We start from the raw sequence: 11,582 nt of genomic DNA, 5'->3' as shown, positions 1-11,582 counted from the left end.
TGTTCCGCCACTCGTCGGCGGTCGTTTGCGATGTTTACCCGTGAATTGCGTCAATCTCGCCGGCGCGAGATCACGTAGGATTCGTCGTAGAACCAGAGCCCGTTGTACTTGCGCAACACGTCCCTGGCGGCATCCAGAGTGCGGCCGTTTTGAGCCATTTCTGTCAACCGGTCGTCCTCGATCTGAGCGACGTACACCGCCGCATTCCATGCTGCAAAGGCCGTTGAGGTTCCGATGGTACCCGTCACCTCGTTGGGCAGCGCTTCCATATCATACCTGAAGATCGAACGGTTGTCCGCGTATGCATTAAAATTTAGGTCCCGGCCCAACGATCCGAGCTCGTACTTCACCGCGCGCAATAGCTCATGTCGGCTCACCGAGAAAGGGTTTTCTCCGGGCCAGATCGCCTGGATCATTTCCATGCCCGGATCCTGGCCGTGGGAGTGAATACCGATCAGGCGACCGCCTCCCCGCAGGGCCCGCGCCAGGGGCGCGATGATCCGTTTTGCCCGAAAATTGACCGAGGACAGCGCACGGTATGGCTGGGATGCAATAACGAGGTCGAAATTGGCCTCGGTCTGGCCCGGCCGCGGAATGGTCGAATCGAGCAGAAACCGGTGGTCTTCGCGATAGAGCACCAGCACGACCGGCCGCTCATACAGCGGCATGCCCGTGCGCGGGCTGACCGCCGCGCGCCAGTTCTGCTCCAGGAACGGCTTCAGCTCCGCGATCTGCGTCTCGAACTCGCCTGACGAGCCGCCGCGCAGCGGAACTTCGTGCCAGACGGTGGCGGCGGCCGCCGCAGGCGATGCCGGCGTCAGCCAGGGCGCCTCCGAGTAGAACATGTTGGTGAAGACGAACACCGACGCCGGATGCTCGAAAATGCGATCCGGAACCTTCTCCAGCGTCAGGCGCAGGTCCTCGAGGCTGAGCTCCTTGCCGGCAACATAGAACGGCATGTGCGGAAAGCGCTGATGCATCGAGCGCAGCACGCGCGCCAGCACCGTGCCGTCCCCGACGCCCGCGTCGAAAACCCGCAGCGCCGGCGGCCGCGGATGGATGCTGGCCAGCTCCAGCGCCACGCGCTCGGCGATCACCCGCTTCTCGCTGCAAGTGTGGACGAACAGCAGGTATTTCTGGCGGTTCTCGAAGAAGCGGAAATTGCCGCGCGGATCGCGCTTTTCCGGCGGCACCTGAAGTCCGCGCGGCGGCGGCATGCCGCCCCCCATCGATGCGGCCATGTAGGCCTGTATCCGCTCCAGCGTATCGATGGTGATGCGCTTGCCCTCGCGCAGGCGCTGCACGAGCTTCCCATCGTTCACCGCGCGCCGGCCAAACGTCGATTCCGCCATATCCGCCTTGCGGCAGAACTCGGTGATCTGGCTCAGGATTTCGTCGTTTTTCATGAGTGGGAAGCGAGTGGGAAGTGAGTGGGCAGACGAGTTGGGTTCTGCCTCCTAGCAAAATCTGCCCACTAAGGGAATAGCGGATCGCGGCGCCTGGTTCGCGGTGTGCGTAACGGAGCCGTGAACCCCTGCACCCCGCCGGGCAACAAACTAGCGCATTCTCCTGTTTCGGGACCGCCGCCATGCGCCGCCTGCTCGTCGCGCTCTGCCTGCTCGTTGCAACCCTGGGGTCCGCGCCAGCATTCGCACAGGCGCGCAACCAGCTCGGACCGCTCTGCACCACCGACACGACGCCGGCGGACCAGATGATCGATGCCTGTACCAAGATCATCGCGCTGAAGGTCTTCAAGGGAGAGCAACTCGCCACGGTCCATTTCTGGCGCGCGGTGGGCTGGAACAAGAAGGGCGATTACGCCAAGGTCATCGCCGATGCCACGGAAGCGATCCGGCTCCAGCCAAGCCAGGCGGTCTACAACTTACGGGGATCGGCCTATTACGACAAAGGCGACTACGAGATCGCGATCGCCGATTTCGACGATGCGCTGAAGCTCGGCCCGCCGAGCGGCATCATCTTCCACAATCGCGGCAATGCCTGGCGCGGAACGCACGACTATGCCAAGGCCATCGCCGACTACGACATGGCGATCAAGGCCGATCCGAAATCGGCGTTCTCGTTCCAGAACCGCGGCATCTCGAAAGAGGCGCTCGGCGATCTCGACGGTGCTCTGGCCGACATCAACCAGGCGATCCGGCTCGACCCGACGCTGCCGCAGCCGCTGATCAACCGCACCGCAATCTGGCGCGTCAGAGGCGATTTCGATCGCGCCATCGCCGATGGCAGCGAGGCGATCCGGCTCGCCAGGGAGAAGCCGCCGGTCAACATCATGACGCCGCCGAACAGCGTGCTAATCTCGGGCTACACCCATCGCGCGCTGGCCTATGAAGCCAAAGGCGACTATGGGCATGCGCGCGACGACTACAAGGCGACGCTGGCGATCGTGGCTTCCGATGCCGGCAGCAAGGCCAATCAAGCCACCGCGAAGGTGCGGCTGTCGCTGGTGACGGATTCGAGCGCGCCGATCCCGCGCGATGCCCCCTCGCCGACGATGCAGCCGGCGCCGACGCCCGCTCCGCAGCAGACAGGCGCAGCACCGGCGCCCTCGCCTGCTCCGGCCGTTCGCGGCACGCGGATGGCGCTCGTCATCGGCAACGGCGCCTACGCACATGTCAAGGCGCTGCCCAACCCACCCAACGATGCGCGCGCCGTTGCAAAGAGCCTGCGCGACATCGGCTTCACGGTGTCGGAGGGCGTCGATCTCGATCGCGCAGCGATGCAGAAGACGACGCGCGACTTCCTCCGCGACGCGGCGCGGGCACAGGTCGCGCTGGTCTACTATGCCGGCCATGGCGTGCAGGTCGACGGCCGCAACTACCTCATTCCCGTCGACGTCGAGCTCAAGCCGGGCACTGGCATGACGGAGGCAATGATCGACATGGATACGATCATGGCCGGCCTCGACGACCAGGTCCGCACCAACATCCTGATCTTCGATGCCTGCCGCAACAATCCGATGGCGCAGCAGGTCGCGTCCGCCGGCACCAATCGCGCCATCGAAGGCGCCTCGGGCCTCGCAGCTCCAACGAGCCTCGGCACGGGCGCGACGTTAGGGGCCGGCACGCTGATCGCCTTCGCCACCGCACCGGGCCAGGTCGCCCTCGACGGCGAAGGCGCCAACTCGCCGTTCTCGGCCGCGCTGTCACGCCACCTCGGGACGCCCGGGCTGGAAGTGCAGCAGATGCTGACGCGGGTACGGGCCGAGGTGGTCTCGAGCACGAAGAACAAGCAGGTGCCGTGGTCGAACTCGTCGCTGCTGGGCGAGGTCTATCTGGCGGAGAAGTGAAGGCACACAGCGAGCCAAAATTGCAACAGCCCGCGAGATAGTCCTGCGCAACCTGCGGCTGCTCTATTTTGTCGCATATCGTTATCCTACAGTGCCGGCAACGCCGATCATCGGCGGACCGATTTGCTGGGGAAATCTGGTGAGAAAATTCATTGCCGCCGTCGGCGCCATCGTCTTTGTCATATTCGGGTCACAGCCCGGCTTGTCCCAAAGTGCTCCGTCGAGCGAGGCAGCGCGCAAGGCAGAGCTGGCCGCCGCGTGGCAGGCCGCCGGCAAGGCCGGCACCGCCGGTCCCGCCGACATTCCGCTGATCGACCAGGCCACACTGAAGATTCCGGCGGGCGACTTCTTCGTGCCGAAAGCCGAAGCGGCGCGGGTGATGCGCGCGCTCGGCAACACGGTTCACGATACGAATTTCGTCGGCCTCGTGCTCGGCACAAGGCAAAGCGACCAGTGGCTGGTCGTGATCAACTACATCAAGGAAGGCTACATCAAGGATGACGCCGCCAAGGACTGGAACGCCGACGATCTCCTGAAGAATCTCAAGGAGGGCGTCGAGGAGTCCAACAAGGATCGCGCCGCCCGCGGATTTCCCGAGATGGAGGTGATCGGCTGGATCGAGCCGCCGAATTATGATGCCGCGTCCCACCGTCTGGTGTGGTCGGTGCTCGGCAAGGACAAGGGTGCGCCGAACGATGCCGACAAGGACGTCAACTACAACACCTATGCTTTGGGACGCGAAGGCTATTTCAGCCTGAACCTGCTGTCGGATTCGACCAGGATCGCCACCGACAAGTCCGCCGCCCACGAGCTGCTCGCCAACCTCGCCTATCATTCCGGCAAGCGCTACGAGGACTTCAGCGCCTCGACCGACCGGATCGCCGAATACGGGCTGCTCGCGCTGGTCGGCGGCGTCGCCGCCAAGAAGCTCGGCCTGCTCGCCCTGGTGCTCGCCTTCGTGCTCAAATTCGCCAAAGCCATCTTCATCGGCGCGGCCGTGTTCGGGGCCGGGATACTGAAATTCTTCCGCCGCAAGCCGCGGGACGATTCCGCCGGCGGGGCGGCATGAAGACTCTCTTCCTGCTGCTGTTCTCCGGCCTGAAATGGGGAAAGCTCGCCGCCAGCGGCGGCAGCATGCTGCTGTCGCTCGCGGTCTATGCAACGATATGGGGCTGGCGCTATGCGGCGGGCTTCATCGCGCTGCTGTTCGCGCACGAAATGGGGCACTATGTCGCCGCGCGCCAGCGTGGCCTCGACGTCGGCGCGCCGGCTTTCATTCCTTTCGTCGGCGCGTGGATCGCCCTCAAGGACAAGCCGGTCGACGTCGAGACCGAGGCTTATGTCGCGCTCGCAGGTCCCGTGGTCGGGACGGGCGCCGCGCTCGCGGTGTATCTCTGGGCAAGATCGGAGGACAGCGGGCTACTGCTCGCGATCTCCTATGCAGGGCTGTTCCTCAACCTGTTCAACCTGCTGCCGATCTCCCCACTCGACGGCGGACGGGTGACCGCCATCCTCAGCCCGCGGATCTGGCTGCTCGGAGCGCCAATGCTGGTTGCGCTCATGATCTACCGACCGAGCCCGATGCTTCTCATCGTCGCGATCATGGCCGTCCCGCAACTCATCAGCGCGTGGCGCTACGATCCCCATGCGCCGGAAAACGTTGCCTATTACGGCGTACCGCTTCAGACCAAGCTCGAATATGGCGGCGCCTATCTGGCGCTCGCAGCACTGCTCGCGGTCATGACCTATGATGTCCACGAGATGCTGGGGCCGATGATGCGGACGGGGTAGCCACTGCGTTACATACACAGTGTCGTCCCGGCGCAGGCCGGGACCCATAACCCCAGGGAGGGGTCGTCACGCGAGCTGGTCACCCCGAGTCATCGCCAAACACCACCCTGTGGGTATGGGTCCCGGCCTGCGCCGGGACGACACCGAGGGAGTGGCGAGGCTTTCCTACCTAACGGCAAGAGGACGTGGAGCTCAGTTACCCCACACTTCCTTCGAAATCTCGACCGCAAGGCCGAGCTTGGCCCACTGCTCTTCCTCGGAGAGGATGTTGCCTTCTTCCGTCGAAGCAAAACCGCACTGCGGGGACACCGCGAGCTGCTCCAGCGGCGCGAATTTCGAGGCCTCTTCGAGACGACGCTTGATGTCGTCCTTCTTCTCGAGCTCGCCGAACTTCGAGGTGATGACGCCGACCACGACGACCTTGTTGCCCTTGGGCAGGAAGCGCAGCGGCTCGAAGCCGCCGGCGCGGTCGCTGTCGTATTCGAGGAAGTAGCCGTCGTAATTGGTGCCGGCGAGCAGGGTCTCGGCGACCGGCTCGTAGCCGCCCGAAGAAATCCAGGTCGAGCGGAAATTGCCGCGGCAGACGTGCGTCGTCACCACCATGTCGGCGGGCTTCTCGGCCAGCGCGTAGTTGATGATGCGCGCGTAGATCTGCTGGAGACCATCCGGATTGTCGCCGCGCTCGCGTGCCTTCTGCAACTCGTCCTGCGAGCAGAGATAGGCCCACACCGTGTCGTCGAACTGCAGATAGCGGCAGCCCGCGTCGTAGAACGCCTTCACGGCCTTGCGGTAGGTCTTGCCGAGATCCTCGTAGAAAGCGTCGAGATCGGGATAGACATCCTTGGAGATCGCCTTGCGGCCGCCGCGGAAGTGCAGCACCGCGGGCGACGGGATCGTCATCTTGGCGGTGACATGGGCCTGGTCGGCACACTTCTTCAGGAAGCGGAAGTGATCCAGCATCGGGTGGTCGTCGGGGAAGTCGAGCTTGCCGATCACACGTACAGCGTCGTGGCGGGTCTCGACGCCCGCGAACTGGATGCCGGCGTCGGGGTGGAACAGCTCGCAGCCGGTGAGCTTGGCCAGGAAGTCGAAATGCCACCACGAGCGGCGGAATTCGCCGTCGGTCGCGAGCTTCAGGCCTACCGAGGCCTGCTTGTGCACGACCTTCTCGATCTCCATGTCCTCGATCTTGCGCAGGTCGTCGGCCGAGATCTCGCCCTTCTCGAGTTTGGCGCGGGCTTCCTTGATCTTCGCAGGACGCAGGAGGCTGCCGACCTCGTCGGCGCGGAAGGGGGCTTTGGTTCGCTGCATTCTTGTTTCTCCCGAAATTTCAGTCGGCGCTCGTTGTACTTCCTCTCCCCGCCTGCGGGGAGAGGCGAAGATTAGTGGGCGGCCGCTCCGGCAACGCCGAGGTGGCGTTCCAGGACGGACGGGTCGGCCTTTAGCGCGGCGCTCGCGGCGTCGTGGACGATCGTTCCGCGCTCCAATATCACAACGCGGTCGGCGAGCCCCAGAATCTTTTGGGCATTCTGCTCGACGATGATCGAGCAGATGCCGCCGGCCCGGGTGATGGTGCCGATCGCCTTCAAGAGCTCCTCGACGATGATGGGGGCAAGGCCCTCGGTCGGCTCGTCCAGCAGCAGGACCTTCGGATTGAGGGTCAGCGCACGGCCAATCGCCAGCATCTGCTGCTCGCCGCCGGAAAGCTGGTTGCCGAAATTGCTGCGGCGTTCCTTCAGCCGCGGGAACATCTCGTAGACCTTCTCGACGGTCCACGGGCCTGGCTGCGCCACCGCGGTCATGTTCTCTTCCACCGTGAGCGAGCGGAAGATGTTGCGTTCCTGAGGCACCCAGCCGATGCCGGCGCGCGCCCGCTGGTCGGGACGCAACGTCGTGACGTCGGTGCCGGCGAGCGCGACCGAGCCGGAGAAGCGGCGGGTGACGCCGACGATAGAGTTGATCAGCGTGGTCTTGCCGGTGCCGTTGCGCCCGAGCAACGCCAGAACCTGGCCTTCCGCAAGGCGCAGGGACATGTTGGGCAGCACCACCGCCTCGCCATAGCCGGCGCGAAGTGCGTCGATCGCGAGCAGGTCAGACATTGACCGCCTCCTCGCCGAGATAGACCGCCTTCACCTGCGGATCGCGCGCGACCTGCTCGGGCGGGCCCTCCGTGAGCAGCGCGCCCGAGACCAGCACCGAGATGCGGTCGGCAAAGGAGAAGACGAGATCCATGTCGTGCTCAATCAGCAGCACGGTGACGTCGCGCGGCAGCGCGCCGACGACGGCCAGAATGTCGTGGCGCTCGCTCTCGGGCACGCCGGCGGCGGGCTCATCGAGCAGCAGCACGCGCGGCTTGGCCGCGATCGCGACCGCGATCTCGAGCAGGCGCTGCTTGCCGTAGGGCAGCGTCACCGTCTCTTCGTTCATGACGTCGAGCAGATGGAAGCGCGTGAGCAGATCGGCGATCTCGCCGTTGACGTCGCTGCGCGTGCCCATCCGCCGCCACCAGTCGCCGCCATGGCCGAGGCGCTCGGAAACCGCAAGACCGATGGTCTCGAGCGGGGTCAGGTCGGGATAGAGCTGGTTGATCTGGAAGGTGCGCGACAGGCCGCGCAGCACGCGCTTGTGCACCGGCAGATCCGTGATGTCCTGGCCTTCGAGCAGGATGCGGCCCGAGTTCGGCTTGAGCACGCCGGTGAGCTGGTTGATGACCGTGGTCTTGCCGGCACCATTCGGGCCGATCAGCGCGTGACGGGCGCCCTGCTCGATCTTCAAGGACAGGTCACGCGTGACGCGCAGCCCGCCGAACTGCTTTTCGAGATTCTGGGTTTCGAGCGCGATGGTCATGAATCGCTCTCCGGCACGGCGACGACGGCCTTGCGCCCCATCACCTGCTTGATGATCAGGTTCGGCACATACAGCACCCAGCGGTGCAGGCGCTGACGGCCGACCAGCACGATCACGACCAGCACGAGGCCGATCCAGAACTGCCAGTATTGCGGGGTGATGGTGGAGAACACTTCCTGGAGCATGCGGAAGATCACCGCGCCGACCAGACCGCCATAGAGATAGCCGGTACCGCCGATCACGAGCACCAGCATCAGATCGGCCGAGCGCTCGAAAGCGAACACGTCGAGCGAGGCGATCGCGGTGGTCTGGGTGAACAGCGCGCCTGCGATGCCGGCATAGAACGCCGCGAGCGTGTAGATCGCGATCAGGCGGCGGTTGACTGGAATGCCGATCGCGGCGGCGCGCAGCGGATTGTTCTTGATCGCCCGCAGCGACAGGCCGAACGGCGAATGCACGACGCGGCGGGCGAACAGGAAGAGCAGAAAGAGGACGGCCAGCGAATAGAAGAAGCCGGTCTTGCCGAACATGTCGAACGGTATCTCGCCGAAGATCGGCTGCATCTCGATGCCCTGCAAGCCGTCGGTACCGCCGGTGATGTTGGAGAAGCGCTCTGCGAGCGCTTCCAGCAGCAGCGCAATGCCAAGCGTGACCATCAGGCGGGTCAGATCGACGCCGCGGATCACCAGGAAGCTGGTGGCGAAGCCCAGCACCATCGCGGCAAGCCCTGCGACAACAAGCGCCAGCACGGGCTCGTTGATGATACCATGCAGGGCCAGCAGTCCCGCGGCATAGGCGCCGACGCCGAAGAACGCGGCGTGCCCGAGCGAGACAATGCCGGCATAGCCGAGGATGAGATCGAGCGACATCGTGAACAGCGCGAGCCGCAGGATGTCGGTCATGATCAGATAGCGGTTGGGAAATGCGAAGCCGCAAGCCAGCACGACGAGCCAGAAGACAGCTTCGCCATAGTGCCAGCGCGCCTGGCGCTGTGCGTGATAACCGACGTCGGAGGAAGCGCTCATCGGCAAACTCAACGCGCGGCCGTGCGGCCGAACAGGCCGTTCGGTCGCCAGATCAGGATCACGATCATCATGGTGTAGATCACGAAGGGACCCATCTTCGGCACGTAATATTTGCCGGCGACGTCGCCGATACCGAGCAGGAGTGAGGCCAGGAACGGGCCGGTGATCGAGGACGAGCCGCCGACGGTGACCACGATCAGGAAGTAGATCATGAACTTCAGCGGGAAGTACGGATCGAGGCCGAGGATCTCGGCACTCAGCGCGCCGCCGAGGCCCGCGAGCCCGCAACCAAAGGCAAAGGTGAAGGCGAACACCTGCGGCACGTTGATGCCGAGGCCGCTTGCGGCGCGGGGATCATCGACCGCGGCGCGCAGCCGGCTGCCGAAACGCGTCTTCGCCAGCACCATCTGCAGGCCGATGGTGAGCAGGCCGCAGATCACGATGATCATCAGCCGGTAGCGGCCGATGCCGACGCCGAACAGATCGAACTGGCCCTGGAGCGCGGCAGGCAGATTGATGAAGACCCGCGACGAGCCCTGGATGTAGTCGACGGCCGCGACCGACATGAAGGTCAGGCCGATGGTGAACAGCACCTGGTCGAGATGGCTGCGCGTATAGAGGTGACGATAGAGCGTCCGCTCGAGTGCGATGCCGATCGCGGCTGAGGAAACGAAAGCGAGAGGCAGCGCGGCAAAGAACGGCCAGCCCATGCGGTTGACCAGCACCATGCAGACATAGCCGCCGGCCATGGCGAAGGCGCCGTGCGCAAGATTGACGAAGTTCATCAGGCCGAGCGTGACCGCGAGCCCGCAGGCCAGCACGAACAGCAGCATGCCGTAAGCAACGCCATCGAACAGGTTGGTGAGGATAGAGGTCATCGTCTCAGCTTGGGTTGTCCGTCATGGCCGGGCTTGTCCCGGCCATCCACGTTCTTGTCTGGGCTTCCGCGTGGATGCCCGGGTCAAGCCCGGGCATGACGCGGAGCAAGGGGCATGAGATCCCCGACGCGCGCTAGGCGCGCTCGGGGATGACGCGCTTTCGCGCGTCACTTCTTCGTCTTGCCGAGATCCTTGACGGCTTCGAAGGTCGCGAACTCGACGTTGTAGAGCTCGCCGTCGACCTTCTCGACCTTGCGGATGTAGATGTTCTGCACGATGTCGCGGGTCTCGGGATCGATCGAGATCGGGCCGCGCGGGCTCTCCCACTTCTGGCCCTTCATGGCTTCGACCAGCTTGGTGCCGTCGGTGTCGCCATTGGTCTTCTTCAGCGCCTCATAGATCAGGTGGATACCGTCATAACCGCTCACCGCCATGAAGCCCGGACGGGTGCCGTACGCCTTCTTGTAGGCCGCGACGAAATCCTTGTTCATCTGCGAGGGATGCGCGGCGGAATAGAGGTGCGCGGTGACCGTGCCGAGCACGGCGTCGCCCATGTTGTTGAGCAGATCGTCGTCGGTGACGTCGCCCGGTCCGATCACCTTGATGCCGGCCTTGTCGAGACCACGTTCGGCATACTGCTTCATGAAGTTGCCGCCCTGTCCCGCGGGCACGAACACGAAGATCGCATCCGGCTTGGCATCCTTCATGCGCTGCAGGAACGGCGCGAAGTCGGGATTGGCGAGCGGCGTCTTGACCTCTTCGACGACCTCGCCGCCGCCGGCGGTAAAGTTCTGCTTGAAGAAGTTCAGCGCGTCGTTGCCCGGCGCGTAGTCCGAGGTCAGCGTCGCCACCTTCTTGATGCCGTTCTTCACGGCCCAGTCGGCGATGATGGTCGAGGACTGCGCCAGCGTGAAGCTGGTGCGCACGATATAGGGCGAGCGCTCGGTGATGATCGAGGTGCCGGCCGCCATGACCACTTCCGGGATCTTGGCTTGCGTCGCGAGCGGCGCGGCGGCGAGCGCGGCCGGCGTCACGCCGAAGCCGGCGATGAAATTGACCTTGTCGTTGACGATCAGCTCCTGCGCGGCGGTCTTGGTCTTGTCGGGGATAGCAGCATCATCCTTGAGGATGATCTCGACCTTCTTGCCGGCGACGGTGTCGCCCTTCTGCTGCATGTAGAGCTTGATCGCGTTCTCGATCTGCTTGCCGGTCGAGGCCTGGCCGCCGGTCATCGGCAGGATCAGACCGACCTTGACGGTATCTTCCGCCTTGGCCGGTGCTACGGCCGCGAGGCCGGCGATGGCGGCCGCTGCTGCGGTGCGCGAAAAAATCTTGCGTTCGAACATCAGATGTCCCTCCCCTTCATTCCTGACCTCTTGTGCGCCGGACCGAGTACCCGGTCCTTGCCGCGCTTTAACTTACGGACAAGCCCTGCCGTGCGGCCACATGGCGTCCTCTGCAACCCCGTTGTCAATCGGACGTTGGGCGACCATTCGGCACAAGCCGCGTGGTCGGATCGACGGCGGGGGAGACATTTGTACGATTGTACAAATAATATGGTCCTGTCAACGAAAAAGCCCCTTTCGTTGCACAGGGCAGTTTGTCGCGACCTGGTGGTGCGGCACCCTAAGAGGCCCCTCGGCGGCGTCGATGGAGAGTTCAGCCCCTCACTTGCAGAATTTGAACATCCCGAACGCTTCGTCGCTGCCTCTGCCTGCCGAGGCCCGGCCGAAC

10 protein-coding genes are annotated in these 11,582 nt (G+C 64.3%); 3 read left to right on the top strand and 7 right to left on the bottom strand.

The annotated features are described in order from the left end of the window. Positions 1–50: 50 nt before the first annotated feature. On the bottom strand, positions 51–1,406 hold the full coding sequence (locus RAD15_RS12755; protein WP_458177833.1) for a hypothetical protein: 1,356 nt from the start codon (positions 1,404–1,406) through the stop codon (positions 51–53). Positions 1,407–1,588: 182 nt separating this feature from the next. On the opposite strand from RAD15_RS12755, the gene RAD15_RS12750 reads away from it, so the two are divergent. The 3 genes from RAD15_RS12750 to RAD15_RS12740 all read left to right on the top strand — a co-directional run bounded on the left by RAD15_RS12750 (position 1,589) and on the right by RAD15_RS12740 (position 5,098). Further along, the gene (locus RAD15_RS12750) at positions 1,589–3,307 is read left to right on the top strand and encodes a caspase family protein (RefSeq protein ID WP_458177831.1); all 1,719 of its coding nucleotides are present in this window, start codon (positions 1,589–1,591) and stop codon (positions 3,305–3,307) included. Between the two features lie 139 nt (positions 3,308–3,446). Beyond that, positions 3,447–4,376, top strand: a complete 930-nt coding sequence (locus RAD15_RS12745; protein ID WP_458177829.1) for a DUF2167 domain-containing protein — start codon at positions 3,447–3,449, stop codon at positions 4,374–4,376. Further along, positions 4,373–5,098: a site-2 protease family protein gene (locus RAD15_RS12740; protein WP_458177827.1), complete on the top strand. Its 726-nt coding sequence runs from the start codon at positions 4,373–4,375 to the stop codon at positions 5,096–5,098. The genes RAD15_RS12745 and RAD15_RS12740 overlap by 4 nt, the downstream gene beginning before the upstream one ends. A 192-nt stretch (positions 5,099–5,290) precedes the next feature. Here the strand turns inward: RAD15_RS12740 and RAD15_RS12735 are convergent, their stop codons facing one another. The 6 genes from RAD15_RS12735 to RAD15_RS12710 form a co-directional block, all read right to left on the bottom strand. Next, entirely contained in the window at positions 5,291–6,409 is a 1,119-nt protein-coding gene (locus RAD15_RS12735; protein ID WP_458177825.1) for a cobalamin-independent methionine synthase II family protein, read from the bottom strand. Between the two features lie 71 nt (positions 6,410–6,480). Next, entirely contained in the window at positions 6,481–7,197 is a 717-nt protein-coding gene (locus RAD15_RS12730; RefSeq protein WP_458177823.1) for an ABC transporter ATP-binding protein, read from the bottom strand. Next, positions 7,190–7,945, bottom strand: coding sequence for an ABC transporter ATP-binding protein (locus RAD15_RS12725; RefSeq protein WP_011088691.1), 756 nt, complete (start codon positions 7,943–7,945; stop codon positions 7,190–7,192). The genes RAD15_RS12730 and RAD15_RS12725 overlap by 8 nt, the downstream gene beginning before the upstream one ends. After that, a complete protein-coding gene (locus RAD15_RS12720; RefSeq protein WP_458177820.1) occupies positions 7,942–8,970 on the bottom strand; it encodes a branched-chain amino acid ABC transporter permease in 1,029 nt (342 codons plus the stop codon). Before RAD15_RS12720 ends, RAD15_RS12725 begins: the two co-directional genes overlap by 4 nt. Before the next feature lie 8 nt (positions 8,971–8,978). Then, a complete protein-coding gene (locus RAD15_RS12715) occupies positions 8,979–9,848 on the bottom strand; it encodes a branched-chain amino acid ABC transporter permease (RefSeq protein ID WP_458177818.1) in 870 nt (289 codons plus the stop codon). A 167-nt stretch (positions 9,849–10,015) separates the two neighbouring features. After that, a complete protein-coding gene (locus tag RAD15_RS12710; RefSeq protein WP_458177816.1) occupies positions 10,016–11,194 on the bottom strand; it encodes an ABC transporter substrate-binding protein in 1,179 nt (392 codons plus the stop codon). Positions 11,195–11,582: the final 388 nt, after the last annotated feature.

Source organism: Bradyrhizobium sp. 14AA (assembly GCF_054185205.1).
This window is presented reverse-complemented; position numbering and strand designations above follow the sequence as displayed.

Coding starts and splice junctions, on each gene's coding strand:
- RAD15_RS12755 (WP_458177833.1), bottom strand. CDS start 1,406: ATGAAAAACGACGAAATCCTGAGCCAGATCACCGAGTTCTGCCGCAAG.
- RAD15_RS12750 (WP_458177831.1), top strand. CDS start 1,589: ATGCGCCGCCTGCTCGTCGCGCTCTGCCTGCTCGTTGCAACCCTGGGG.
- RAD15_RS12740 (WP_458177827.1), top strand. CDS start 4,373: ATGAAGACTCTCTTCCTGCTGCTGTTCTCCGGCCTGAAATGGGGAAAG.
- RAD15_RS12735 (WP_458177825.1), bottom strand. CDS start 6,409: ATGCAGCGAACCAAAGCCCCCTTCCGCGCCGACGAGGTCGGCAGCCTC.
- RAD15_RS12730 (WP_458177823.1), bottom strand. CDS start 7,197: ATGTCTGACCTGCTCGCGATCGACGCACTTCGCGCCGGCTATGGCGAG.
- RAD15_RS12725 (WP_011088691.1), bottom strand. CDS start 7,945: ATGACCATCGCGCTCGAAACCCAGAATCTCGAAAAGCAGTTCGGCGGG.
- RAD15_RS12720 (WP_458177820.1), bottom strand. CDS start 8,970: ATGAGCGCTTCCTCCGACGTCGGTTATCACGCACAGCGCCAGGCGCGC.
- RAD15_RS12715 (WP_458177818.1), bottom strand. CDS start 9,848: ATGACCTCTATCCTCACCAACCTGTTCGATGGCGTTGCTTACGGCATG.
- RAD15_RS12710 (WP_458177816.1), bottom strand. CDS start 11,194: ATGTTCGAACGCAAGATTTTTTCGCGCACCGCAGCAGCGGCCGCCATC.